This window comes from Pseudomonas sp. Nvir (assembly GCF_963778085.1).
GTDB classification, from domain to species: Bacteria; Pseudomonadota; Gammaproteobacteria; order Pseudomonadales; family Pseudomonadaceae; genus Aquipseudomonas; species Aquipseudomonas juntendi.
In genome coordinates this window covers 3948929-3974277 of the sequence record NZ_OY970405.1, presented here as the reverse complement: position 1 = coordinate 3974277, position 25349 = coordinate 3948929, and the positions used below count along the sequence as shown (strand labels likewise).

23 protein-coding genes, 1 tRNA gene and 6 pseudogenes are annotated in these 25349 nt (G+C 61.7%); 14 read left to right on the top strand and 16 right to left on the bottom strand.

Going from position 1 to position 25349, the window contains the following annotated elements; all coding sequences use genetic code 11:
- Positions 1-60 precede the first annotated feature (60 nt).
- From AACG97_RS19210 to dusA, 3 genes are all read right to left on the bottom strand, one after another.
- Positions 61-1911 (bottom strand): alkaline phosphatase D family protein, encoded by a 1851-nt coding sequence (locus tag AACG97_RS19210; protein WP_197884869.1) that lies wholly within the window; start codon positions 1909-1911, stop codon positions 61-63.
- 71 nt (positions 1912-1982) lie between these two features.
- Positions 1983-2909: a transaldolase gene (gene tal / locus AACG97_RS19205; protein ID WP_225786024.1), complete on the bottom strand. Its 927-nt coding sequence runs from the start codon at positions 2907-2909 to the stop codon at positions 1983-1985.
- A 215-nt stretch (positions 2910-3124) separates the two neighbouring features.
- Positions 3125-4135, bottom strand: a complete 1011-nt coding sequence (gene dusA / locus AACG97_RS19200) for a tRNA dihydrouridine(20/20a) synthase DusA (protein ID WP_009686308.1) — start codon at positions 4133-4135, stop codon at positions 3125-3127.
- A gap of 435 nt (positions 4136-4570) precedes the next feature.
- Here dusA and AACG97_RS19195 point away from each other — a divergent pair, with 435 nt between their 5' ends.
- A complete protein-coding gene (locus tag AACG97_RS19195) occupies positions 4571-4759 on the top strand; it encodes a DUF1737 domain-containing protein (protein ID WP_054911639.1) in 189 nt (62 codons plus the stop codon).
- A gap of 24 nt (positions 4760-4783) precedes the next feature.
- On the opposite strand, the gene AACG97_RS19190 is transcribed toward AACG97_RS19195, so the two are convergent.
- The 5 genes from AACG97_RS19190 to AACG97_RS19170 form a co-directional block, all read right to left on the bottom strand.
- Entirely contained in the window at positions 4784-5092 is a 309-nt protein-coding gene (locus tag AACG97_RS19190; RefSeq protein ID WP_161892670.1) for a chorismate mutase, read from the bottom strand.
- 188 nt (positions 5093-5280) lie between these two features.
- Positions 5281-5979, bottom strand: a complete 699-nt coding sequence (locus AACG97_RS19185; protein WP_197884872.1) for an anti-sigma factor — start codon at positions 5977-5979, stop codon at positions 5281-5283.
- Positions 5976-6524, bottom strand: a complete 549-nt coding sequence (locus AACG97_RS19180) for a sigma-70 family RNA polymerase sigma factor (protein WP_009686313.1) — start codon at positions 6522-6524, stop codon at positions 5976-5978. Before AACG97_RS19180 ends, AACG97_RS19185 begins: the two co-directional genes overlap by 4 nt.
- Before the next feature lie 103 nt (positions 6525-6627).
- Positions 6628-7155, bottom strand: coding sequence for a DUF3455 domain-containing protein (locus tag AACG97_RS19175; protein WP_197884874.1), 528 nt, complete (start codon positions 7153-7155; stop codon positions 6628-6630).
- Between the two features lie 238 nt (positions 7156-7393).
- A complete protein-coding gene (locus tag AACG97_RS19170) occupies positions 7394-8914 on the bottom strand; it encodes an NCS1 family nucleobase:cation symporter-1 (protein WP_115294463.1) in 1521 nt (506 codons plus the stop codon).
- A 335-nt stretch (positions 8915-9249) separates the two neighbouring features.
- Between AACG97_RS19170 and AACG97_RS19165 the strand changes: the two genes are divergently transcribed.
- Positions 9250-9957, top strand: coding sequence for a murein L,D-transpeptidase catalytic domain family protein (locus AACG97_RS19165; protein ID WP_197884875.1), 708 nt, complete (start codon positions 9250-9252; stop codon positions 9955-9957).
- Between the two features lie 27 nt (positions 9958-9984).
- Here the strand turns inward: AACG97_RS19165 and AACG97_RS19160 are convergent, their stop codons facing one another.
- Positions 9985-10689, bottom strand: coding sequence for an SDR family oxidoreductase (locus tag AACG97_RS19160; RefSeq protein ID WP_197884876.1), 705 nt, complete (start codon positions 10687-10689; stop codon positions 9985-9987).
- Positions 10690-11028: 339 nt separating this feature from the next.
- Here AACG97_RS19160 and AACG97_RS19155 point away from each other — a divergent pair, with 339 nt between their 5' ends.
- From AACG97_RS19155 to gacA (AACG97_RS19125), 7 genes and pseudogenes are all read left to right on the top strand, one after another.
- Positions 11029-12375, top strand: coding sequence for a glutamine synthetase family protein (locus AACG97_RS19155; protein ID WP_115294462.1), 1347 nt, complete (start codon positions 11029-11031; stop codon positions 12373-12375).
- A gap of 67 nt (positions 12376-12442) precedes the next feature.
- Positions 12443-13235, top strand: a pseudogene (locus AACG97_RS19150) (gamma-glutamyl-gamma-aminobutyrate hydrolase family protein).
- Positions 13236-13248: 13 nt separating this feature from the next.
- Positions 13249-14607 (top strand): aspartate aminotransferase family protein, encoded by a 1359-nt coding sequence (locus tag AACG97_RS19145; protein ID WP_009686320.1) that lies wholly within the window; start codon positions 13249-13251, stop codon positions 14605-14607.
- Between the two features lie 144 nt (positions 14608-14751).
- Positions 14752-15306: a helix-turn-helix domain-containing protein gene (locus tag AACG97_RS19140; RefSeq protein ID WP_009686321.1), complete on the top strand. Its 555-nt coding sequence runs from the start codon at positions 14752-14754 to the stop codon at positions 15304-15306.
- 83 nt (positions 15307-15389) lie between these two features.
- Positions 15390-15899, top strand: a complete 510-nt coding sequence (locus AACG97_RS19135) for a ProQ/FinO family protein (RefSeq protein ID WP_009686322.1) — start codon at positions 15390-15392, stop codon at positions 15897-15899.
- Positions 15900-16016: 117 nt separating this feature from the next.
- Positions 16017-16448: a GNAT family N-acetyltransferase gene (locus tag AACG97_RS19130; RefSeq protein WP_009686323.1), complete on the top strand. Its 432-nt coding sequence runs from the start codon at positions 16017-16019 to the stop codon at positions 16446-16448.
- A gap of 239 nt (positions 16449-16687) precedes the next feature.
- A pseudogene (gene gacA / locus AACG97_RS19125) lies at positions 16688-16954 on the top strand (response regulator transcription factor GacA); the annotation flags it as partial.
- A 62-nt stretch (positions 16955-17016) separates the two neighbouring features.
- Here gacA (AACG97_RS19125) and AACG97_RS19120 read toward each other — a convergent pair.
- A complete protein-coding gene (locus AACG97_RS19120; protein WP_105642849.1) occupies positions 17017-18264 on the bottom strand; it encodes an IS256 family transposase in 1248 nt (415 codons plus the stop codon).
- Positions 18265-18317: 53 nt separating this feature from the next.
- Between AACG97_RS19120 and gacA (AACG97_RS19115) the strand changes: the two are divergent.
- The 4 genes and pseudogenes from gacA (AACG97_RS19115) to AACG97_RS19100 all read left to right on the top strand — a co-directional run.
- Positions 18318-18695 (top strand): annotated as a pseudogene (gacA, locus tag AACG97_RS19115) (response regulator transcription factor GacA); the annotation flags it as partial.
- Positions 18696-18700: 5 nt separating this feature from the next.
- Positions 18701-20524: an excinuclease ABC subunit UvrC gene (gene uvrC, locus AACG97_RS19110; protein ID WP_009686324.1), complete on the top strand. Its 1824-nt coding sequence runs from the start codon at positions 18701-18703 to the stop codon at positions 20522-20524.
- Between the two features lie 32 nt (positions 20525-20556).
- Positions 20557-21117, top strand: a complete 561-nt coding sequence (gene pgsA, locus AACG97_RS19105; RefSeq protein ID WP_029885978.1) for a CDP-diacylglycerol--glycerol-3-phosphate 3-phosphatidyltransferase — start codon at positions 20557-20559, stop codon at positions 21115-21117.
- A gap of 64 nt (positions 21118-21181) precedes the next feature.
- Positions 21182-21257 (top strand) — tRNA-Gly (locus AACG97_RS19100).
- 102 nt (positions 21258-21359) lie between these two features.
- Here the strand turns inward: AACG97_RS19100 and AACG97_RS19095 are convergent.
- Positions 21360-21875 carry an autoinducer binding domain-containing protein gene (locus tag AACG97_RS19095; protein ID WP_225786078.1) on the bottom strand — a complete coding sequence of 172 codons (516 nt, stop codon included), beginning with the start codon at positions 21873-21875 and terminating at the stop codon, positions 21360-21362.
- A gap of 310 nt (positions 21876-22185) precedes the next feature.
- Between AACG97_RS19095 and AACG97_RS19090 the strand changes: the two are divergent.
- A pseudogene (locus AACG97_RS19090) lies at positions 22186-22354 on the top strand (IS66 family transposase); the annotation flags it as partial.
- Here AACG97_RS19090 and AACG97_RS19085 read toward each other — a convergent pair.
- The 5 genes and pseudogenes from AACG97_RS19085 to AACG97_RS19065 form a co-directional block, all read right to left on the bottom strand.
- Positions 22329-22647 (bottom strand): annotated as a pseudogene (locus AACG97_RS19085) (type VI secretion system Vgr family protein); the annotation flags it as partial. The pseudogenes AACG97_RS19090 and AACG97_RS19085 sit on opposite strands and share 26 nt — an antisense overlap.
- Positions 22643-23160 (bottom strand): annotated as a pseudogene (locus tag AACG97_RS19080) (ParA family protein); the annotation flags it as partial. The pseudogenes AACG97_RS19080 and AACG97_RS19085, both read right to left, overlap by 5 nt.
- 677 nt (positions 23161-23837) lie before the next feature.
- Entirely contained in the window at positions 23838-24227 is a 390-nt protein-coding gene (locus tag AACG97_RS19075) for an SMI1/KNR4 family protein (RefSeq protein WP_009686332.1), read from the bottom strand.
- Positions 24224-25009: a hypothetical protein gene (locus AACG97_RS19070; RefSeq protein ID WP_197885443.1), complete on the bottom strand. Its 786-nt coding sequence runs from the start codon at positions 25007-25009 to the stop codon at positions 24224-24226. The genes AACG97_RS19075 and AACG97_RS19070 overlap by 4 nt, the downstream gene beginning before the upstream one ends.
- Positions 25010-25147: 138 nt before the next feature.
- Positions 25148-25348 carry a hypothetical protein gene (locus tag AACG97_RS19065; RefSeq protein ID WP_197885442.1) on the bottom strand — a complete coding sequence of 67 codons (201 nt, stop codon included), beginning with the start codon at positions 25346-25348 and terminating at the stop codon, positions 25148-25150.
- Between the last annotated feature and the right edge of the window lies 1 nt (position 25349).

The following is a 25349-nucleotide window of genomic DNA, read 5'->3' as shown; positions in this document are numbered from 1 at the left end:
CGCGGTTGTAGCGGCGCCACTTCGCAAGAGCCTGGCCCACGCGCTGGCCACGCTGCCTGGCTACGGGCCCCCGATAAACTCGGTTGCCTGCGCGCCACCCGCATCCAGCTGATACACGCGTACCGGCCGCCCCTGCCGATCAAAAAACACCTGCCCCAGCCCCGCGCCGTTCCACAGCCGTTCCCCGGCCTTGCTGTGGCTGGGCGTGCGTGGCACAACCTCCATTTCCCGGCGTTTGGTAAACCAGTTAAGCGGCGAGCGCGGCGAGTACAGCCAGCGGTTGAGGCGGTCCAGCACGTCCAGCAGGCGCCGGGGGAACTCGTTCTTGATGCCGCTGCTGGTCACTTGCCACAAGTGCGGGCTACGTTGGCGGTGGCGAATCAGCACTTCGTAAACGAATGAATAGTGCACATCGCCCGACAGCACCACGTAGTGCCCGGGTGTGCGCGAGTGGCGGAATATGTTGAGGATGACCTGCGCCGCCCCGCGGTGGGCCATCCAGTTTTCGGCGTCGACCAGCAAGGGGTAGCCCAGCCAGCTGAAGACCTTCTGCACCGTCTCGATCAGTTTCACGCCGAAAATCGGCGCCGGTGAAACGATGACTGCCGATGGGTGATCGAGCAGCGCCTGCTGCAGTTCACTCAACGCTTCCCAGTCCAGCAGGCCGGATGGCCTGGCCAGGTTGCTTTCGCTACGCCAGCGGCGGGTACGGGTGTCCAGCACCAGCAAGGGCGGCTCGGTAGGCAGGCTGAACTGCCAGCCCTGAAAGCGCAGCAGCTCACCGATCACTGCGTCCTGGTTGTCGCCGGTCAGTGCCTGGCACTGGCCGAGCAGCGGCTTGCAGGTGTCCGGGGCATTGCCCCAGGCCTGGCACAACAGGTAGCCGAGCAGGGCATTGCCGATAATCCGCCGTGAAAACGGGTGGCCGTAGGCGGTCTGCTCCCATTGTGCCGACAGGTTCCAGTCGTCGGTGATGTCGTGGTCGTCGAAGATCATCAGGCAGGGCAGGTGGGCCATGGCCCGGGCCACTTGGCCGAGGTTTTCGGCAAACCCGCGGACCAGCGGCAGCTCGTGCTGGTAACGGGCCTGGTGTTGGTCGCTGAGCCCGGCTGGCATGGCCAGGTCGACCAGCTGCCACGGCACGGGTGACCACACCAGCAGGTACATGGCCATGACTTCGGCGAAGGTCACCAGGTGGTTGTCAGCGTTGCTGGAAGAGAAGATCGGTTTGCGCTTGCCACCGAAAAACCGCTCACGCAGGGTTTCGTTGAGCTTCTGTGCCGGCAACAGGTCTGCGCGGTGATAGTAACTGGCCGGGTGCTGGTACAGCGCCTGGCTGTCGGTGACCACCGCACCTTCAAGTTGCTCGTCGAACAGGCCCAGGCGCGCGATCAGGCTGTGGATGGCACGCAGCATCGGCCCGGCCACGTCGTCGGCATACACCTGGTCGCCGGTCATCAGCAGCACGGCGGGGCGGTCTTGCGGGGTTGTGCAAGCCTGCAGCAGGCGGTCTGCGCACAGCAGGCCGTCGGCCGCAGGGTGGTGCGGTTTGCGGCAGGAGCCATGCAGCAGGTGGTCGAGGCGCTCGCGCAACACCAGGTTGGGGCGCTGGTTGCCGGGGTAGAGCAGGTGAGGTGCCCAATCGGCGATGCCCTTGCCATTGATCAGCAGGTCATAGTCCAGCAACTGGTTGCAGGGCAGCGCATCGCTGAAATGGATGTCCAGCAAGTGAATGAAGGCCTGCTTGCCTACGGCTACCACCTGGCAGTCGACCTGGGCCTCGCTGGCGGTGCAGACGAATTGCGCGTGCAGCGGTTCGGTGGCGGCCAGCCAGATAGCCAGGCGCTGGGGTTCCAGGCGCCGCAGGACCGGGCCGGCCAGTACGAGGGGCAGCAGTGTAGGGGCGGTCATCAACAGCTCGGGAAGGGTATGGGGCGCAAGGTGCTTGGCACTTTACGCCCGCCTGGCGAGGCCGAAACTACTCAGGCGTTTTCAGCCATCAGTTTTTCCAGCTTTTCCTGGTCCCGGGCAAACTGGCGGATGCCCTCGGCCAGTTTCTCGGTGGCCATGGCATCTTCGTTCATTGCCCAGCGGAACTGGCTTTCGTTCAGCACCTGCTTGGCTTCGCCAGCATTGCCTGGATTGAGCATGCGCGGCAACTCACCCTGGTCGCTGCTCAACTGGTCGAGCAGGTCAGGGCTGATGGTCAGGCGATCGCAGCCCGCCAGTTGTTCGATCTGGCCGATGTTGCGGAAGCTGGCACCCATGACGACGGTGTCGTAGCCATTGGCCTTGTAGTAGTTGTAGATGCGCGTGACCGATTGCACACCCGGGTCTTCGGCGCCCACGTAGTCCTGGCCGGTGCTTTTCTTGTACCAGTCGTAGATCCGGCCCACGAACGGCGAAATCAGGAACACCCCGGCATCCGCACAGGCCTGGGCCTGGGCGAACGAGAACAGCAGGGTAAGGTTGGTCTGGATACCTTCCTTTTCCAGCTTCTCGGCAGCGCGAATGCCTTCCCAGGTCGAGGCCAGTTTGATCAGCACGCGGTCACGGCCGACGCCGGCTTTTTCATACAGGTCGATCAACGCCCGGGCCTTGGCCAGCAGGGCCGGTTCGTCGAATGACAGGCGGGCATCCACTTCGGTGGAGATGCGCCCGGGAATGACCTTGAGGATGCCCGAGCCCACGGCCACGGCAAACTTGTCGCAGGCCAGGTCGACATTGCCCTTGGCATCTGCCTTGACCTGCTTGAGCAGGTCCGCGTAACCGGTGATGGCAGCGGCTTTGAGCAGCAGCGACGGGTTGGTGGTGGCATCGACCGGTTTCAGGCGGGTGATGGCGTCCAGGTCTCCGGTATCGGCGACCACGGTGGTGAACTGCTTGAGTTGTTCCAGCTTGGAGGTCATGGGCGTGCTCTGTCCTGTGCAATGACTCGACATTACCCGAGCCCCGACGGCCGCTCAAGGGCCGGTAGGCGCGGGCCTGCCACGAAGGGTGGTGTGAAGATGATATTCGAGTCCGGCGCCACCCCGAGGTTCCGCACACCATCAAACCACCGCGCGCGCTGGCGTCACCTGCACCCGCTGTCGTTCCACAGCTACCGTGCAGCCCACCGACGGCATCAGCGCCCCTGAAGCAGCTCCACTGCCTGGTCGAACACGGCCAGCGGCTGCGCCGCCTTGTGAATATCCGCTGACAGCAACTGACGGAAGCGCCGGGCGCCCTTGAACCCCTGGGCCAGCCCCAGAATGTGCCGGGTAACATGGTGCATCGCGCCACCACTTTCCATGTGCGCCACGATGTACGGCCGTAGCTGCGCCAACGCCTCGCTGCGGCTGATCACGGCAGCTTCGCTGCCGAACAGTTGCTGATCCACCTCCGCCAGCAGGTACGGGTTGTGATAGGCCTCACGCCCCAGCATCACCCCGTCGAAGGTTTGCAGGTGCGCCTGGCACTCGCCGAGGGTTTTGATTCCGCCGTTGAGCACAATCTCCAGGTCCGGGAAGTCGGCCTTCAATTGCGCTGCCACGTCGTAGCGCAGCGGAGGGATCTCGCGGTTTTCCTTCGGCGAAAGCCCTTCCAGAATCGCGATGCGCGCATGCACGGTAAAGCTGCGGCAGCCCGCTTCGCGCACTTGGCCGACGAAGTCGCACAGCTCGGCGTAGCTGTCGCGCCCATTGATGCCGATGCGGTGCTTGACCGTCACCGGGGTGGCTACCGCATCGCGCATGGCCTTCACGCAATCGGCCACCAGCGCCGGGTGGGCCATCAGGCAGGCACCGATCATGTTGTTCTGCACCCGGTCGCTCGGGCAGCCGACATTGAGGTTGACCTCGTCGTAGCCGGCTTGCTCGGCAAGGCGGGCACAGGCCGCCAGGTCGGCAGGCACGCTGCCGCCCAGCTGCAGGGCCAGCGGATGCTCGGAAACGTCATGGCGCAGGAAACGGTCAGCGTCGTTGTGCAGCAGGGCGCCGGTGGTGACCATTTCGGTGTAGAGCAAGGTTTGCTTGGACAGCAGGCGCAGGAAGAAGCGGCAATGGCGGTCTGTCCAGTCCATCATGGGGGCAACGCTGAAGCGGCGTGACGGCTCAGGGCGCGTGGTTTGTGGCTGGGAGCCTGATGTTGCAGTCATTTCGTTCAACGTGTTCTGTACCGGTTTCGGGGTTCGAGGCGTTTTTACCCAGGCGTTTGGTACAAAGTACCAACCGACATACGACATGTACCAATCGTGGAAAAGGATCGATGGCAGCACCCGCTACCCCGTCCAGTCCCGCACTGATCGCGACAAGGCGACAGTCTACCAAGAGAGCCGGGTGTTCGCCTGCAAACACGTCGCGATGGCCTGGGCGAAGCGACGGTACGCCGAGTTGAAAGAGGCGAGGGCTATCGGGGGGCTGCCCCGGAAACGCGCCTCGACCAGGAAGGCTAAAACGCTGGCGCGATCCACCGGTAGCCAAGCCCTGTTGGCCCGCATACAGTAGAGCACCGATGATCGATGCAACGGTTACCGACTCACCAGCAGGATCAACAGCCACAACGCGCCCCGCGTGAACCAAGGAAGAAAGCGATGAGCCAACCACCCAATGATCTGCCCATCTACCGAGTGCTGACCGGCCCCGACAACGCCGCCTTCTGCCGGCGGGTCAGCGAGGCCTTGGAAATGGGGTACCAGTTACATGGCGCACCTGCCGTCACCTTCAATGGCAGCGATGTGATCGTGGCGCAGGCCGTGCTCTGGCCTCGAACCGGTGACTGATCATCGGCCGCCTTGCATGCCTCTTCAATCCCCCGAAGGTGCAGTGGCCAGCTTCGCGTGGGTGGTCAGTTCTTCATTGATGAAGGCCGCGATCATCGCCCGGTAAACCTGCTCCACCACCTCGGCTGAAGCGCCGGTTTGCTCCGCCATTTCGCGAACCTTCGTTATCACCTGCTCGACCCGCGCAGGCGCACGCACGTCATCGGTCGTCTTCTTGAAGGCGGCCGCTTGCGTCACGAGTCGGCCACGTTGGGCGAGAAGCGAAACCAGGCTGCGGTCAATTGCATCGATCCCTTGGCGGACTTCTTCCAGTGAGGTGCAACGTACTTCCATTTGCGCGACTTCCTTTTCATGAGACTGCGGTTGGTTGGGGGTATCACTTGCGCTTACCCGGGCCGGCCAGCTCTGCCGGCTACGGCAATTGAGCAAGGGCCATCATTAGACTAGCTACGGCCCATGATTCCCAGGCTTTCTGTGGCGTACGCCCGTCTCTGTTTCTCCCCGGCCGGCACGCAAACGGGTTAAATCACTTTCACCGCCCGGCCTATGAACTTGACCGGCCCCGTTGGCAGGCCGGTAGGCGAGCCGCCGGCTTTCTCCAGTGTCAGCTCGAACAACTGGTCGGCTTCCAGCGGTGGCAGGCTCTGCAGGGGGACCCTGTAGGGTTCGCCGGGTTTGACCAGGCCCAGGGATACTGGCGCCCCCCACTGCGGACCCTTGGTCCAGAACTGCAAGGCCATGCCTTCAGGGAGCGCATCCTTACCAAGCGGGAGAAGCTCGATGGTGCGGCTGTCGCTGGTCTGCACCACCCAACCCGGGGCCTGGCTGCTCGGTGCCACCAGCACCACCACGAATTGCGTCGCGGGTGGGGGCGTTGTCAGCAAGGTGAACGCCAGCACTACACTGGCCGCCAACCCGGCGGCCGTCAGTGCTTGCCACAGGCCCAGGCGTTGCCACCACTTGGCTCGCCGCTCGCTGGCCGGGTGCGCCAGCTCGTTCAGGCTGCGCTGAATACGGCCCCACAGGCGCAGGCTCGGTGGCTGCGGCGCGGCCAGCGCGGCCAGTTCCAGCAGGCGCGACTCCCAGGCATCCACTGCGGCGCGCAGGGCTGAGTCGGTACGCAGGCGCTCAGCCACTGCCGTGTGTTGCTCCGGCGGCAAGGTGCCCAATACGAACTCGCCGGCGAGGGTGTCCAGCGCTTCGTCAGTCTCCGGCTTCATTCCAGGCACTCCCGCAGTGCTTTCAGGCTGCGCTTGATCCAAGCCTTGACGGTGCCAAGGGGGGCGCCCAGCAGAGTGGCGATTTCGGCGTGGCTGCAGCCGTCCACATAAGCATGCAGGATGCAGTGCTGCGGGCCGGGCTGCAATTGTTCCAGGCAACGGTAAATCTTTGCCGAGCCTGACCACAGGGCCAGGTCATCCAGCCTGCCCGGCAAGGTGGGCACGGCAGCCATGTCGGCATCGTCCAGCACAGTTTCGCGCCGGGTATCGCGTATCGAATTCAATGCCAGATGGCGTGTGATGCTGTAGATCCAGCCGCGGGCCGAGCCGCGCGCGGGGTCGTAGCTGGCAGCGCCAGTCCAGATGCGAATGAACGCATCGTGGACGATGTCTTCGGCCGTGGCGTTGTCACGCGCGATACGCCGGGCTACGCCCAGCAGGCGTGGCCCTTCGTGATCGTACAGCGCTTGCAGGGCTCGCCGGTCACCCTGTGCGCAGGCCTCCAGGCAGTGGTGGAAGTCGAATGGGGTGACAGGCGAATTCAAGGTGGACGGCTTCCTTGTGTCTGGCGAGGTACCCCGGCCATCCAGCCGGGGGCTTGCCATCGAGCTTAGATCATCCGCTGCTGGATGTTGGCGCCGGCGCGCGTTACCTGGCTGTCCAGAACACATAGTCGGCCTGGTACTGGACGACCTGCCTGGCCCCCTTGTTCTGGGCCGTGCAGTCGCTGGTAGGGGCCACGCCGCCGCGGGTGGCCAGGCGCTGGATGTAGCTGACCCCTTGCATGGCGCCTTTACCTTCGGCCGGGTTGGCCTTGACCAGTTGATAAGGAATGGCGCCTTTGTCTGCCGCGGCCAGCGCCAACTGGTTGCCGGTGACTTTCGAGCCATCCTTCGCTTGCCAGGTGGCGGGAGGACCAAAGTAGTCGCCCACTTGTTTGCCGCTACGGTCATTGAGCACGGCCTTGGGCCCAACGAAGGTCCATTCGGTCTGGCCGGCCGCATCGGCTTTGTCGCGGCACTCATAGGTGATCTCGCCGACCCCGACGGTCTCCAGCATAACGCGATGCCCCTCGGGCACCTGGACTGCTGTGGGCACGGCGGTTTGCGCGTGGGCGGTCTGCAGCGCCAGGGCAAGGCTGCAGGCGAGCAGGCAAGCGGAGTAGGTATGGCTCATGGTAATGCTCCTGACAGGTCATTTGGCTGGGCGGTCATGGTCCACCCATCAGCAATACCCACCACGGGGTCTATTGGATGCACGGGGACAAAAAAATAGTTGCCTGCAAATGGCCGGCCGGCAGCGGGCAACCAAAGCCCGGGAGTAGGGTGGTGTCGTCTGGCGCGGTTACGTGGGTGGCCCTGCGGGCTAAGGGCCAGCATCACTGGCCCTCATCAGTCGGCTGATCGTGCCCCGGTCAGTGATGCGCGCTATCCACCGCAATGCTCTCGCCGCTCACCGCGAGGTAGCTGGCGTTGCGGTTGGCGAGGGCGTAGTGGATCAGCCCACCCAGGCCGGCGCCGAAGAACCAGGAGAACTGCGACAAGGTGTCGAAGGCTGGGACCAGCGCCAGCACGATGGCGATCAGTGCCGCCGGCACGAATGCCGCAACGGCACGCAGGTTGACGCCGCCGCTGTAGTGGTAGGCCGCCTGCCTGCTTTCGCTGTAGAGCTGCGGCAGGTTCACCCGGCTGCGGCGTACCAGGTAGTAGTCGGTGACGATGATGCCGTACAGCGGGCCGAGCAGGGCGCCCAGGCCACCGAGGAAGTACACGATCACTGAGGGGCTGTTGTAGAGGTGCCAGGGCAGGATCACGACCGCAATGGCGGCACTGAGCAGGCCTGCGCGGCGGAAATTCAGCAGGTTGGGTGCCAGGTTGGTCAGCACGTAGGCCGGGGCGACGAAGTTGGCCATGATGTTCACTGCCACGGTCACGATCAGGAAAGCCAGGCAAGCCAATACCAGGCCGGCGGTGTTGGGGATGGCCGCAACGATTTCGGTCGGGCTCTGCACCAGCTTGCCATCGATGCTGAACTGCGCACCGGCCAGTACCACCGCAATCAGGGCAAAGCCAAGCATGTTCACCGGCAGGCCCCAGAAGTTGCCTACGCTGATGGTGCGCCGGTCCGGGCAATTGCGCGTGAAGTCACAGAAGTTGAGAATCATGGTGCCGTATAGCGAGACCCACAGCGCAGCAGCGCCGAGCACTTTCAGCCACATGGCCGAACCGGTCGGGGCATTGCCGCTGGACCAGGCGATCGACAAGCCGCTGCGCCAGTACATCCAGCCGGCCAGGCTGGCGAAGGCGACCAGAATGATCGGCCCGGCCAACGACTCGAAGCGGCGCACCATTTCCATGCCGTAGGCGAAGATCGCCACCTGCACGCACCAGATGCCGAGGAAGGTGACCCAGCCCAGGCTCGACAGCCCGAGGATGCTGTTCTGGTCGTAGGCCTTGAGGTCTGGGGCGATGGCGGTGAGCAGTACACGCAGCACCACCGAAGCCAGGTAGGTCTGGATGCCGAACCAGGCAATGGCGATCACCGCGCGGATCAGTGCCGGAATCTGGGCACCATGGATGCCGAAGCTGATGCGGCACATGACCGGGTAGGGCAGGCCGGTTTTCTGACCCATGTAGCCGGAAAGGTTCATCAAGCCGTAGATCACCAAGGCACCGAGGGCGAAGGCGGCCAGGATCTGCGCCCCGCTCATGCCCAGGGCGAACAGCCCGATGGCGAACGAGTAGTTGGCCATGTTGTGCACGTCGTTGGTCCACAGCGCGAACAGGCTGTAGCGACCCCAGGTGCGCTTGGCGGCACGGGTCGGGGCCAGGTCGGCACTGTACAGGCGCGGGCTCAATGTGACCTGGCCGGGGTCGGCCGTGGCGGTGGGGCGTGCATCAAGCTGGCTAACATCGGAACGCGAAATCGACGCCATCGGGACTCCATGATGGTTGTGTACTTTTGTTTTTGGATTTGTATACAAACAAGATTCGTACCAATCGGTCAGGCGCAGGTAATTACAGCGGGTTGCCGGTCTCTAGCCGATCATTGCCTAGCGGGCGCGTATTTGAGTTGGGAATTTTGTGCACATTTCAGGTGCGCATTTGTTACCCCGCGCGCCAAGCCGAGGCGCTTGCTGTGAACAACGCAGATACACTCAGGCCATTGGTCAGCAAATGATCGGCAAATGGCCTGAAAGCGAACACAGTAGCCGCATTTGGCTGCAAGCAACGGCTGCACAGGCCCGTTTTCCAACAGGGATCCGTATCGATGTTCACCTCAGTGCGCCGCGCTGTGCGGCTTGCGATGGCCATTGCCGGCCTGTTCATTCTCGGTGCCTGGCACAGCGCTCAGGCGCAGTCGCTGCCCAGTGCTGCCGAGCTGCAGCGGTTGGCACCCGCCGCCAGTCTGGCGACCTTGGCCCTGGCGCTTACCGCCTATCACTGTGCGAGCCAGAGGGAAGGGGACAAATTGCTGACCGTTATCGATTATTCCAGGGCCTCGCGTGACAAGCGCTTGTGGGTGTTCGACCTGCGCGCCAGGCAGCTGTTGTTCGAAGAGTGGGTCACCCATGGCAAGAACAGCGGCGCCGATCTGCCGAACGCGTTTTCCAACGCGCCGAACAGTTACCAGTCCTCCGTCGGCCTTTATCAAACCGGCCAGGCCTACAATGGCAAGCATGGGCGCTCGTTGCGCCTGCAGGGGCTGGAGCCAGGGTTCAATGACAACAGCATGGCGCGGGGGATCGTCATGCACGCCGCAGCGTACGCCGACCCCAGCGTGGTGCCTAGCCTCGGCCGCCTCGGGCGCAGCCAGGGTTGCCCTGCCGTGCGCCCGGCGATTGCCGAGCAATTGATCCACACGCTGCAACGCGGCAGCTACGTGTTCGCCTACTACCCGCAGCAGGCGTGGCTGAAGCACTCGCGTTACTTGGACGCCCAACGTTGCGTGGTAAGCCCATCGATCGCCGGCAAGTGACGAGGCGCGCTTACCTCGTCAGCAGCCTCACACGCTACGCGTCAGGCCGCCGTCGACCTTGATGTTCTGCCCGGTCAGGTAGGCAGCACCCTCGCTGGCAAGGAACGCGATGGTGGCGGCAATTTCTTCGGGGGTGCCGTAACGCTTGAGCGGTACGCTGTCGCGGCGTTGCTCTGTGGCCGGCAAGCTGTCTATCCAGCCGGGCAGCACGTTGTTGATGCGCACGTTATCGGCGGCGTAGGTGTCGGCGAAGATCTTGCTGAAGGCCGCCAGCCCCGAGCGGAACACCGCGGAAGTGGGGAACAGGTCGCTCGGCTCGAATGCCCAGGCGGTAGAGATGTTGATGATCACGCCACCCTTTTGCCGCTGCATGTAGGGCGTCACCAGGCGTGTCGGGCGAATGACATTGAGCAGGTAAGTGTCCATGCCTTTGTGCCAGTCCTCGTCGCTGATCTCCAGGATGGGCGCACGTGGGCCGTGCCCCGCGCTGTTGACCAGCACATCGATGCGGCCCCATTTGCCGACCACAGCGTCTACCAGGCGCTGCAGGTCTTCAACCGACTGGTTGCTACCGGTAACGCCGATGCCGCCAAGCTCCGCCGCCAGGGCCTCGCCCTTGCCCGATGAAGAAAGGATGCCCACGTTAAAACCATCCGCGGCCAGGCGCCGGGCTGCGGCGGCACCCATGCCGCTGCCACCGGCCGTGATGATTGCAACTTTGTCTACTGTCATGCTGCCTCCCAGGTTGGCGTTCATTTGATTGCGTAAGTGCTTCCACCATAGCAGCGCCCTCGGGTGGCAAGTGAGACAGTCCAGCTTCTCTGAGCCAGTAGTTAAGCTACTGGCTTTTTGCGCGTGGCAGGGGCCAAGTCGCGCAGACGCAGACCGGCGGCACGCAGATGATCTTGACGCGTGAAATTTTTAATGTATTTTTTCATGAAAAATATCTACGAAAATTTCACGAGCGCCCAGGCTATTGAAGCCGTGCCAGAGGTTGAAGCCCTTGCAAATGCGGGCGGCATTCAAGGGCGAGTCTTCACTTGAGTTGGTTCACCTCACAAGGACAAGAACATGAGTGCCCCCTCTGCGGATTTGCTGCTTGAAGTGCGTGCGTTTCGGGCGCAGCACCCGGCCATACGTTATGTCGACCTGATTGCGCTGGACATTCCCGGGCATTTCTACGGCAAGCGCTACCCCATCGACATGCTGGAAAAGGTTGCAGCTGGGGCACCGCTGAAGCTGCCGCAGAACTGCGTGCTGCTGGGTACCCAGGGCGGCCTTTACCCCATAGGTGACTACTGCTTTGCCGACGGCGACCCGGATGCTGTACGGCGGCTGGTGCCAGGTACGCTGAAGCCGGTGCGCTGGGAAAAAGAACCGATCGCCCAGATGCTGATCACCTCCGACGGCACCGCCAGGCCGATCGAGTTCGAGCCACGGGAAGTGCTGGCCCGCGTGCTGCAGCGCCTGGCCAGGCGTGGGATACGCCCGGTGGTGGCGTTCGAGCTGGAGTTTTACCTGTTCGATCGCGCGCTGGACAACGGCTTGCCCTGTTACCCGCGTGACACTGCCAGCGGCGACGCAGACGACCAGCCGAACATGCACATCGAGCGCCTCTCGCGCTTTTCCTCGGTGTTGCATGAAATGGTCGATGGCGCCAATGAGCAAGGCGTGCCGGCGAACGTGATCACTGCCGAGCTGGGCCCAGGCCAGTTCGAAATCAACTTCTCGCACAGCGACGATGCCCTTGCCGCGGCTGACTGGTCGGCACTGTTCTGCCGCAGTACCCGGGGCATTGCGCTGAAGCACGGCTACCGCGCCAGTTTCATGAGCAAGCCCTACCTGGATGCGCCAGGCAGCGGCATGCACGTGCACGTCAGCCTGTACGACAACGACGGCAACAACCTGCTCGCCGCTGCCGAACAGCGCAAGCTGCGCCATGCGGTGGCGGGGTGCCTGGAACTGCTGCCGCACTGTATGCCGATTTTTGCCTCCAACCACAACGCCTACCGCCGTTACGGTGCCATGGTCAACGCCGCGAGCAAGGCCAGCTGGGGCTTCGAAGACCGTGATGCGTGCATTCGCATCCCCGAATCCGACCCGCGCAACCTGCGCATCGAGCACCGCCTGGCAGGCGCAGATGCCAACCCGTACCTGGTGCTGGCGGCCATTCTCACCGGCATGGAGTACGGCCTGGAGCGGGGCGTCGAGCCCATCGCCCCGCTGAATGACGACCGCCAGAGCGGCATCGACTTCCCCAAGGACCCGCTCAGCGGCCTGGCCGCCATGCGTCATCACCCGGTGCTGGAGCAAGGCCTGGGCAGCGAGTTCGTGATGGTCTACTGCGAAAACAAGTACCAGGAGCAACTGGACTTCATGCGCCACATCGATGCCCGCGAGTATCGCTGGTTCCTGTAGCGCCTGCGGTTCGCCCTCATCCCTTGCCAACCTAAACCACGCGCAATACCCATTGCCGGAGGACGCTATGCCACGTGTGCCCGTGATCGGCATCACCGCTTGCACCACCATGAGCGGGCAGCATGCCACCCAGACCATTGCCGAGAAGTATGCACGTGCGGCAGCCAAGGCGGCGTGCGGCCTGCCCATCGTGATACCCAGCCTGGGCGAGCTGCTCGACAGCGCCGACATCCTCGCGGTGGTGGACGGGCTGATCTTTACCGGTTCGCCGTCCAATATCGAGCCGTTTCTACCACGGCGCGGCCAGTGCCGAGGGCACCCTGCACGACCCGCTGCGGGACGCCACCACGTTACCGCTGATGCGCGCGGCGATCGCCGCCGGCGTGCCGGTGCTGGGCATCTGCCGTGGTTTTCAGGAAATGAACGTGGCACTGGGCGGCACCCTGCACCAGAACGTGCATGAGGCTGGCGCATTCATGGACCACCGCGAAGGCGCGGGCGAGCCGATCGACAAGCAATACGGCCCGCGCCACACCATGCATGTGCAGCCAGGTGGTTTGCTCGAACGCCTGGGCTTGCCGGCAGTGTTCGAGGTCAACTCCATCCACGGCCAGGGCATCGATGCACTGGCGCCTGGGCTGAGGGTGGAGGCGCTGGCGCCTGACGGCCTGGTGGAGGCGATCTCGCTGGACAACGGCCAGGGCTTCAGCCTGGCCGTGCAATGGCACCCCGAGTACCAGGTCATGGACAACCCGCAGTACCTGACCCTGTTCCAGGCGTTTGGCGCGGCATGCCGCCAGCGCTCGCTGCTGCGCCAGAACCGCAAGCAACCCACCGCGCAGCGCGCCTGCGCGACCTGACGGAGTGAAGACAATGAGTGCACAGAATTCGCAGACCCAGGCCTGGCAAGCGCTTAGCCGCGACCACCACCTGGCGCCGTTCAGCGATGTTAAACAGTTGGCCGAGAAAGGCCCGCGCATCATCACCCAGGCCAAGGGCGTATACCTGTGGGATAGCGAGGGCAACAAGATCCTCGATGCCATGGCTGGCCTGTGGTGCGTGGCGGTCGGCTATGGCCGCGATGAGCTGGCCGAGGTCGCCAGCCGGCAGATGAAGCAGCTGCCGTACTACAACCTGTTCTTCCAGACCGCGCATCCACCGGCGCTGGAGCTGGCCAAGGCGATCGCCGACCTGGCCCCGGCCGGCATGAACCATGTGTTCTTCACCGGCTCCGGTTCCGAAGGCAATGACACCGTGCTGCGCATGGTGCGCCACTACTGGGCGCTGAAAGGCCAGCCCGACAAGAAGGTGATCATCGGCCGCATCAACGGCTACCACGGCTCTACCGTGGCAGGCGCTGCCCTGGGGGGCATGAGCGGCATGCACCAGCAGGGCGGGGTGATCCCGGATATCGTGCATATCCCGCAGCCGTACTGGTTCGGCGAAGGCGGCGACATGACCGAGGCCGACTTCGGCGTGTGGGCCGCCGAGCAACTGGAGCGCAAGATTCTGGAGGTGGGCGAAAACAACGTCGCAGCCTTCATCGCCGAGCCGATCCAGGGTGCCGGGGGCGTGATCATTGCGCCGGACACTTACTGGCCGAAGGTCAAGCAGATCCTTGCCAAGTACGACATCCTGTTCGTGGCCGATGAAGTGATCTGCGGCTTTGGCCGCACCGGGCAGTGGTTCGGTACTGACTACTATGACCTTGAGCCCGACCTGATGACCATCGCCAAGGGCCTGACTTCGGGCTACATACCGATGGGCGGTGTGATCGTGCGTGACGAGGTGGCGCGGGTCGTCAGCGAAGGTGGCGATTTCAACCACGGCTTTACCTATTCCGGCCACCCGGTGGCCGCGGCGGTGGCGCTGGAGAACCTGCGCATCCTGCGCGACGAGCAGATCATCACGCAGGTGCAGGATAAGACTGCGCCTTACCTGCAGCAGCGCCTGCGTGAGCTGGCCGACCACCCATTGGTCGGTGAGGTGCGCGGCCTGGGCATGCTGGGCGCGATCGAGCTGGTAAAAGACAAGGCCAGCCGCACCCGCTACCCAGGCAAAGGCGTGGGCATGATCTGCCGCCAGCACTGCTTCGACAACGGCCTGATCATGCGCGCGGTGGGCGACACCATGATCATCGCACCGCCTTTGGTGATCAGCCTTGCCGAGATCGACGAGCTGGTGGCAAAGGCGCGCAAATGCCTCGACCTCACGTATGAGGCTGTTCGCTGAGCGGCAGGTGGCATCAGCGGGGCTGCAAAGCGGCCCCGGTTTGCCTGGCTGGCACGCAGCAAGGCCTGGAAGCATTTTGCTTTGCAGGTTGAATCCTGTACTTTTCAGGGCATTGTTTTTCCGTCCGAACGTCGCGATTCAACTATGAAAGTGCACGAAGAAATCGAAGGCCTGGCAGTACTGATTCGCGACCTGCGTAAGTTCAAGGGCCTGACCCTTGGCGAGCTGGCCCAGCGTATCGGCCGCTCGGTGGGGTTCCTGTCCCAGGTTGAGCGCGGTGTTTCGCGCCCGACCGTCGCCGACCTGACGGCCATCAGCGAAGAGCTCGGTGTGTCGACTGCCTACTTCTACAAGCTGGCCAAGCCCCGCGAGCTCGGCTGGGTTACCCGCCCGCACGAGCGCCGCACCTTGCACCTGGCCGGTGGCATCACCGACGTGCTGGCATCCCCCAGCATCAGTGGCGCCTTCTCCATGCTCGATAGCCACCTTGAACCTGGGGCGAGCAGTGGCGAGGAGTACCTGGACGACAGTTCAGAGCAGGGGTGTTTCGTGCTCGAAGGCGAATTGACCGTGTGGCTCGACGGCGGTGAGCCCGTTACCCTGCGCGCCAATGACAGTTTCCAACTGCAGCCACATGCCAGCTTTCGTTATGCCAACCTGACCGGCAAACCAACGCGGGTGTTGTGGGTATTCAGCTGATGGAAAGATGACCTGCAAACACTGGGGTGGCTGCATGGGTTATCCTTGCACCCCGCAATCAACCACAAGCAGTGAATTGAACGATGGGTTTTGAACAACTAGCAGAGCTACGCGACCGCCTGCGGGCGGAGAAACAGCAGGTAAAGGCCGAAAGCGCGAAACAGCCAAAGCGCAAGCCGTCCCCGCAGGCGAAGCCGCGCGAACAGGATCCGGCGGTCGCTGCGATCTGGCCTTTGCAGAAGCATTTTCCCCTGGCCTTCCCGGTCAACCCGGCCCCCAAGGTGCCGCTCAAAGAAGGCATCTTCAAGGATGCCGAGCAACACCTGGAGCTGCTCGGGCTTACCCGTGAACAGCTGAAGCTGGGTATTTCCACCTGGTGCCGCGGCGCCCGGTACTGGGCCAGCATGGTGGAAAATGCACCGCGCCTGGACCTCAGTGGCCAAGCAGCGGGTACTGTGACTGCTGCACAGGCACTGCATGCCAAGCAGCAGGCTGCGCGGCACCGCAGCCAGGAACGCCGTAACCGGGCGAAGGCCAAGGCACAAGCTGCCGCCCCTGCCGCCGAGCCTGCTGGCGAGCAGCCTGAGGCCTGACCCAGCCCCTCGCCAACCTGGCGAACCTACTGATCGCCTCCGTGCATCGGTGCCCGGGGCTGCCCTGCTGGCCAGCCCCGGGCACAACGTCAACCGCGACCGTGAGCGTTGATTGACATGGGCCTGCAACTGATTCCTGCCACTACCAGCCACTGCACCTTCGCCCGCGACCTGACTCGCCGCGCCATGCTGCCTTATTACGGCCAATACGGTCTGCTTTGGGTGGAAGACGCCTTCGACCAGGCCTGGGGCTGGCGCGAGCAGTGGCTGGTGGCAGATGGCACCGCGGTGCTGGGTTACTGCAGCCTCAGCCAGGACCGCCAGGCCCTGTTCATCCGCGAGTTGCATTTGCTCCCCGAGCACCGCGGGCGCGGTGTTGGCAGTTGGGTGCTGGAGCAGTTGGCACTGTGGGCCAGGCAGCGGCAGTTGCCGCTGCTCAGGCTGATGGTGTTTCGCAGCAATCCGGCACGCCGCCTTTACCAGCGCCATGGGTTTATCGAGATGGGCGAAGACGATTGCTTCGTGCGTATGCAGCGCGCTATCGAGTGATCGTCAGGCGCTGGCGTGTCCAGCGCGAACGGCGTAGGCATCAAGGATCCATATCGACGATCAGCCGGCGCGTTGCCCACCTGCTCGCGCGCTTGACGGGTCATGTTAAACCCCGGTAAACAGTATGGATTCTCACAGCCGAGCGTCGGACGTTTCTGACGGAAGTAATGCGTTAGGCCCACTGTGAAAAATTTTGTTAAGGTGGCGGGATCCAATCGCCCTGCTGATGAGGTGTGTGCTTGATTAGGGTCTTAGTCGTCGATGATCACGATCTGGTACGAACCGGTATTACGCGCATGTTGGCCGACATTGACGGCCTGCAGGTGGTGGGTGAGGGGGACTCGGGCGAGTCGGCGCTCAAGCTGGCCCGTGAGCTGAAGCCAGACGTGGTGCTGATGGACGTGAAAATGCCCGGCATCGGCGGCCTGGAAGCCACTCGCAAACTGTTGCGCAGCCACCCGGACATCAAAGTGGTTGCAGTCACCGTGTGCGAGGAAGACCCGTTCCGAGAGTGTCAGTTTTTTTGTGTGCGGGCCGATAACGGCCTGCCGCCAGGCAGGCCAGGCTTTTACCAGGTCGGCCTGATAAATCGATCTCCGTACAGAATCGCAAATTGATTCATCGCATTTTTCCAATCATGCGCCGCCGAGCCCCAGTTTGCCGTAATGTTGCGCAGCCCAAGCCAGATCAGCTTGGTCGCTGCGTCATCAGTCGGGAAGTGGCCTCGCGTTTTGATGATCTTGCGTAGCTGGGCGTTGATGCTTTCGATAGCGTTGGTCGTATAGATCACTTTTCGAATGGCAGGTGGGAAGACAAAAAATGGGATCACTCGATCCCAAGCTCGTCTCCAGGCCGCCACGACCGCTGGGTACTGCTTTCCCCAAGGGCCATTTTCAAAGGCACCCAGTGCTTCCTCAGCCGCTTCTGCGGTGATGGCCTGATAGACCGGTTTAAGCGCCTTGGCCAGCTCACGGCGCTTATCCCACGCCGCATAATCGAGGCTGTTGCGGATCAAGTGGACGATGCAGGTTTGCAGCGTTGTCGCCGGAAACACTGCACTTAGCGCCTCTGGCATGCCTTTGAGACCGTCGGTAACGGCTATCAGCACGTCTTCTACGCCGCGGGTCTTGAGGTCGTTGAATACCTTCATCCAAAACTTCGCACCCTCAGTGTTTTCGATCCAGATGCCAAGAATATCGCGCGTTCCATCGGGTAAAACACCCAGCGCTAAGTAAATCGCCTTGTTGCGGACAAGGCCTTCTTCGCGGATCTTGACCCGCAGCGCATCGAAGAAAATGACTGGGTACATCGGCTCAAGCGGTCGCTGTTGCCACGCACCAATTTCCTCCATCACCTCGTCAGTGACTGAGCTGATGAAGTCATGGGAAACGTCCGTCCCGTATTGCTCAGAGAGGAAAGCGCGGATTTCTCGAACGGTCATGCCTCGGGCATACATGGCGATGATCTTGTCATCAAAACCGGTGTAACGCCGCTCATGCTTGGGGATCAGAATGGGGGCAAAACTGCCATCCCGATCACGGGGAATCTCCAGCCGCAGCGGGCCATCCCCTGTCAAAACCGTCTTGCCCGTTTTGCCGTTGCGCTGGTTGGTTTCATCCTCTGGGCGCTGCGCGCCCGGCGGATACCCCAGGTGGTGACCGAGCTCAGCACTCAATGCTCGCTCAATCAAAGCCTTCTTGAAGGCCGCAGAAGCGTCTTCGATAGCCTCTGCGGTCATCAGCCCTTCACCGAACTGCTCGAGCAGCTCCTTGGGGATTTTTGGTAGGTCACGCAGGGGTTTCTTTTTGGTTGGCATACATGCACCTCTTACTCATGTTATGCCCGAACACAAAATTTCTGACACCCCCCCCGTTCCCCACGCGCTTGCTGCAGGCCGGCGCTGCCGGTTACCTGACCAAGGGCGCAGGGCTCGATGAAATGGTCCAGGCCATCCGCCTGGCATTTGCCGGCCAGCGCTACATCAGCCCGCAGATCGCCCAGCAGTTGGCGCTCAAGCCGTTCCAGCCACAAGGCTCGCCCTTCGACGCCTTGTCCGAGCGGGAAATCCAGATCGCCCTGATGATCGTCGGTTGCCAGAAAGTGCAGATCATCTCCGACAAGTTGTGCCTCTCGCCCAAGACCGTCAATACTTACCGTTATCGGATCTTTGAAAAACTCTCGGTCACCAGCGACGTCGAATTGACCTTGCTGGCCGTTCGCCACGGTATGGTTGACGCAAGCCTGTAAACCTCATGTCCCAAGTTTTTGATGCCAGCGCATTCCTGGCGACCTGCAGTGGTCGCCCCGGCGTTTATCGGATGTTCGACGTCGACGCCCGCCTGCTGTATGTGGGCAAGGCCAAGAACCTGAAAAAGCGCCTGGCCAGCTATTTCCGCAAGACCGGCCTGGCCCCCAAGACCGCCGCGCTGGTTGCGCGCATCGCCCAGGTCGAGACCACCATCACCGCCAATGAAACTGAGGCGTTGCTGCTGGAGCAGAACCTGATCAAGGAATGGCGGCCGCCTTACAACATCCTGCTGCGCGACGATAAGTCGTACCCCTACGTGTTCTTGTCTGACGGGGAGTTTCCCCGCCTGGGTATTCATCGGGGCGCGAAAAAGGCCAAGGGCCGTTACTTCGGCCCATACCCCAGCGCCGGTGCCATACGTGAAAGCCTCAGCCTGTTGCAGAAGGCCTTTTCCGTGCGCCAGTGCGAAGACAGCTATTACGCCAACCGCACCCGGCCCTGCCTGCAGTACCAGATCAAGCGCTGCAAAGGGCCGTGCACCGACTTGGTAAGCGCCCAGGAATATGCCGAGGACGTGCGCCATTCGGTGATGTTTCTGGAAGGGCGCAGCCAGCAGTTGGGCAATGAATTGAATGCCGAAATGGAGAAAGCCGCCATGGCCCTCGATTTCGAAAAGGCCGCCGAACTGCGCGACCAGATCAGCCTGCTGCGCCGCGTGCAGGACCAGCAGTACATCGAAGGTGGCACAGGTGATGTCGATGTCATCGCTGCCTTCGTCAACCCGGGTGGCGCCTGCGTGCACCTGATCAGCGTGCGCGGTGGGCGGGTACTGGGCAGTAAGAACTTTTTCCCGCAGGTGGGCATCGAGGAAGACCTGGCCGAGGTCATGGCCGCTTTTCTTTCCCAGTACTACCTGGGCAATGCAGAGCGCGAATTGCCAGGCGAGTTGATCGTCAACGTTGTCCACGAAGACTTCGCCGCCATTACCGAGGCCCTGCACACGTTGCGTGGGCGCGAGCTGACCATCAGCCATCGGGTAAGGGGCACCCGTGCCCGCTGGCAGCAACTGGCCGTGACCAACGCCGAGCAGGCGCTCAACGCTCGGCTGGCCAACCGTCAGCACATGGCGGCCCGCTTCGAGGCCCTGGCTGAGGTCCTGGGCCTGGACGAAGTGCCGCAGCGCCTGGAGTGCTACGACATCAGCCACTCCAGTGGCGAAGCCACCGTAGCCAGCTGCGTGGTGTTCGGCCCCGAGGGGCCGATCAAGTCCGACTACCGCCGCTTCAATATCGAAGGCATCACCGCTGGCGACGATTACGCCGCCATGCACCAGGCCCTGACCCGCCGCTATGGGCGTATCAAGGACGGCGAGGGCAAACTGCCCGACGTGCTGCTGGTGGACGGTGGCAAGGGCCAGCTGAACATGGCCCGCGATGTGATGCAGGAGCTTGGTTTCAGCGAACTGACCCTGCTGGGTGTCGCCAAGGGCGTCACGCGCAAGGCCGGTTTCGAAACCCTGTACCTGAACGACGTGCACCATGAATTCACCCTCAAGGGCGATTCTGCGGCCTTGCACCTGATCCAGCAGATCCGTGACGAAGCACACCGCTTTGCCATCACCGGCCATCGCGCCCGGCGTGGCAAGGCGCGGCGGGTGTCCAGCCTGGAAGATGTTGCCGGGGTAGGGCCAAAGCGCCGCCGCGACCTGCTGAAACATTTCGGCGGCCTGCAGGAGCTCAACCGCGCCAGTATCGATGAAATTGCCAAAGCGCCCGGCATCAGCAAAAAGCTGGCCGAATCAATTTATGCCAGCCTGCATAGCGAGTAGAATGCCGGCTCAACTTGCGGCCAGTCGTACCGATGAATATTCCAAACTTGCTCACCGTTCTCCGCGTCCTGCTCATCCCGTGCTTCATTCTGCTGTTCTACATGCCGTACCAGTGGAGTTACATGGCCGCCAGCAGCGTGTTCGCGGTTGCTGCTGCCACCGACTGGCTGGACGGCTACCTGGCGCGGCGCCTGCAGCAAAGCACGCCGTTCGGTGCCTTCCTCGACCCGGTGGCCGACAAGCTGATGGTGGCGGTGGCCCTGGTGCTGCTGGTACAGACCCACGCGAATTTCTGGCTCACCCTGCCGGCGGCGGTGATCATCGGCCGTGAAATCGTGGTTTCGGCACTGCGCGAGTGGATGGCCGAGCTGGGCGCGCGGGCGCACGTGGCCGTGTCCAACCTGGGCAAGTGGAAAACCGCAGCGCAGATGCTGGCGCTGGTGATCCTGCTGGGCAACCCGCCAGCGGTGACCTTCTGGGTGATCCTCGGCTATGCATTGCTGTTGGTGGCGGCGGGGCTCACACTGTGGTCGATGGCGCACTATCTGCTGGCGGCCTGGCCGCACCTGCGCGAAGGTTCGGAGCAGAAGTAAAAGTTTTTTTGAATCAAGGGGTTGACGCGGTTTTTGAAATCGCTAGAATGGCACCCATCACGACGCGGGAATAGCTCAGTTGGTAGAGCACGACCTTGCCAAGGTCGGGGTCGCGAGTTCGAGTCTCGTTTCCCGCTCCAAATATGGATTTACAGGTTTCAATTGAGGTCTGTAAATCATCGAAAATAGACGCTTAGGCGTCTTTTTTCGTTTCTGTCAGCCACGAAATTCCAAGTACATTTTCAATTACAGCGATTTCGTAGAGCTGGGTTAAAGGCCGGCCCATGTTGGCGTTCAGCCAGGCCTGCCTCCCGGGCGGCTGCCAGGTGCAGGCGCTCACCCAGCCACATGACCCACGCGGCTTTTTCGTAATGCTCGGTGATCGACAGCCTGACATGAGGGCGCAGCAGCGTCAGGCTGCTGCGGCCGCTACCGTCGTGCAGCGGCTGGATCCAGCCGTAACGCAGGCCCAGAGCATAGGCCGTCGCCCATGAGCCGGCGGCAGACTGGAATGCGTTTTCGCTCCACATCACGGGCATGTTCGAGTAGTGGCGAGTGTCTGGCCGCAAGTCCAGTGCTGCCTGGACCAATTGCGTGCCCTGTGGCGGAAGGTTGCCTGCGCTGAGCTGATGGTTCTGGCTGCTGTAGGTAAAGCTGTAGAAGGGGAACGCCAGTTCTGCAGCGAGGGTAGGCAGCTGCTCGAGCAGCGCTGGCAGGTCTTGCAGGCGCTGCCAGTCCGCCGCTGTTCGGTTAATCATCGCACCTCCGTTCAAGGCAGCCCCGACGTGATCTGGAGGTGTCGTATCCAGGACGAAACTAACCGTAAAACGAGTATGAGCGTTAAATCCTACTCAATTGGTCAACTGTAGCGCCACCGCCGCGATCAAGCAAAGCGCCAGACTGTTGAACAGGGCACATAACGCTGAGATCGCGCAGAGGCGGTTTTTGCCTCGGAGTGTTTTGATCGGTGCCAGCGGCTTCCTCCTGCAAGCGGGTGAACTGGCTGCCTTTGTGGAAGACACGGCTCACGCGCCAATGATTCTGGGCCAATTGAAACGCTGGCTGTACAACGGTGCGGAGCGTGCGATCGAGCCATTTGTCATCGGGCGCAGGGCACGGCTGTTCATCGCTGCGCCCAAGGCCGCCAAGGTCAACGGCCAGGAGCTCTATGCGCCTACACTACGTACCTGAGCGCCTGCCTTATGCGTCGTTGGTCGCTGACTATGCCCTTCTGCCTGGAACTGGATTACGTCCTGGCCGATACCCGGGATGGCCACCGCTCCCCAATTGCCACCGGCCCAACCCTGGGATACCCGCACCCAGCTAGAGCTGAGTTTGTTGTTTGTTGCTTTCCCGGTCCTAGGGGAAGCTGACCATGACCCGGCCCCATTCATCGCAATAGATCTCCTCACCAGGCGGCCCGAGGACGGTCGCCATGTGCGGGCCGTCCACACGGGGCTTTTCGAGCGGATGGGGGGACCACTGGGTTTTGGCGGGAACAAGTTGGGCGGTTTGCTCATAGCGCGTGCCTTAATGGACGCCAGGTTCCTGAGCACTGCAGGGTGCCCCGGCTCAGTCCGCGGGCCGCGAGGATATCCGGCGTGACCGGCGACAGCACCAGGTCGGACGCCAGAATCGCCATCTCCAGCAGTACGTTGCGTGCGCCCTGTGTATCGATAACAACAGGTGGTAGTGTGGCCGGACCAGTGACCGCAGGTTACGCAGCCGCAGGCGGCCATCCGGTGCATGCAAAAGTAGGGTGTTCAACTGGCCTTGCACGTCATTCGACACCACCAGGTCCAGGCCCTCGATGGCGGCGCGGCAGATCAGTTGCGAGCGGCTGGATTCGTTGTAGGCCAGCAGTTCGTAACACCCAGCCGGTGCCCGATGGGGCAAGGTGTAGTAGCTGGACAGGGTAGGCTGCACACTCAAGTCCAACAACAGCACCCGTAACCCGGCGTCGGCGGCCAAGCCGCCCAGGTTGGCAGCGGCGGTCGTCTTACCCACCCCGCCTTGCGTAGTTGTGTGCACGCTTGAAGCCAGCCTTACGCTCCACGTCGGGGCGGCGGAGGATACGGTGTTCGGTGTCGAGCACCTGTGCTTGGATGGGCCGGGTCATCTTTGACTCTCCTGGACGTTCGTTGACGTCGATTGAGGATGTGCCCGCATTCAGCGCCTGCCGCAGCCATCACGCAGCAAAAAATGCGGAACACGCACTCACCGGATAGATGACCGCGCCGCGCTCACAAGACGTTAAGGAGAAATCCCCTACAACTTATCCCGTTGTCATCTGGCATCGATGCGCCGCTATCCAGCAACGAATGCCCTATCCAGCGCCCCCCGGGCAGATCGCGGCAAGAAGAAAGGCGTTTGGCTTTTGTTTGTGGGTATGGGTAACGTTCGCCCGTAGCGAGCAGAGTTAGTCGGATCTACCGCACATTATCTGTTTGGTCAACTTTTTTACCTAATGACAATGTAAGTGCGCGGGGAATATCAACTTGTCGTCATGCAGCGACAAGTTGAATGGGGGATTTCTTTACTCTAGCTTGTTACGCAGGCTAGTGATAATTCGATTCCAGTAGCGCACAGCCTCAAAGTGCTGCTGTCTCGTTAACCAGATTTTGTTTTCAGGGCTTATCGGATCACCACCAATGATAGCGGGTTTAATCTCGAATAGCTCCATGCCTTTAGGCCGTGAGTGCTTATTCTTGTCAATCATTTTAGTCCGCCAATTGAGCAAACAGATCGGGAAGATCACTCGCTACCGAGATGGCATACTGACGATCCATTCCTATAAATGGAATCCGAACTATCGGCAGTGCTGCATTCAATGTGTCAAATCCATATCCTTCGCCTCCGCCGTTAGAGGCGAACAAAAATATGCCTGGTGCATACGTCTCGACCTCATATTCGCGATTGAAGTCGACGACTTCTTCTGCTTTCCAGAAAATTATGTAATTGTCACCAATGAATCCTTCGCCACCATCGTGCTCTTTAAGGAATTCAATATAACTCTCGGGAAGTGTCGCTGCCAAGTTTTTTGATAGATTGTCAATGGTCGACATTTCAGCTGGACCATTGAGTTGTCCCTCTGTTAGGTCGTATTTCATGGTTTGTCTCCTAAGTCTTTCTGCAATTGATTCCACCAAGGAGTTACCTGCTGCCGATGAACATCCCGAGGTAGGATAACTTTATTGGCGGGTTCGGTTGGACTTCCACCAAATTTTACTGGATTTATTTCATGCACGTCCACAGGTTTACCTGCAAGTCCTTGTTCTCGACGGAGAGCTCTATTGGCCTTATTGGCAGCCTCTCTGGCGGAATTGTACTCCGCACCCTCCAGTAATCTGAATGGCCCTTGCGGTACGGGAACGCCCGCTGGATAGCCTGTCCAATCTGAAATTGAAAAACTTCCGTCCGGTGTATCGTTAGAAATACGAGACGTGGCATCTTCAGCAGCACGGGTAGCAGTTGCTTTTGCACCATCCTTGCTATTGGATGCCACGCCTTCTGCGCGTTTTATAGCACGCTCGGAGCCTTCCTTGGCTGTCTTCTCAGCGGCTTCCTTAGCGGCTCGGTTTGCCATCTCATTGGCGGCCTTGGCCGACGCTTCCGCGACCGCTTTCGTGCCATATCGTCCGACTTTACCTGCCGTACCCAGGTAACCCACGAACGGAATAGCTGAAAGCAATGCCAAGGCAGCGCCCGCATAATCACCCCGTGAAAGGCTGATGCCCGCGTTGGCAACATCGGCAAACTCACCTATCACTGGAATTAGGCCAACAATATCCAGCCCCAGCTGAAGGCCGTCCAGCATCTGCTCGCCCGTTATGCCTTCTTCCGGTGTCTCGATCTCCACGTCAGCATTTGAGTCGTCAGCAGCTTTACCCATCGCGGGTGTTTCCCCGTTTACGCGCCCCAGCGTGTTGCCGTTGGGCGACGTGATGGCGCCACCGTTACCTGCGTATGGGTAGAGCTCAGCGTAGGTGGGTATGTCTTGTAGGTCTGCCAGTTCTCTATGAAACGCCTCTTAACGCAACGCTTCGTATTGTTCCTCGTTGAGTTCCAGGGCTTTGCCCCACTCGTTGAGCCCATCGGCAAAGTCCACCAGCACTTTGCCGGCGCCATCAGTCTGCACAAACATCCTGTCTGGGCCGTTTGGCAGCTTACGTAGCGATACTTCCTGTACCTGGACATGCAGCGTGTCCAGTTGAATGGGCTGCTCACTCATG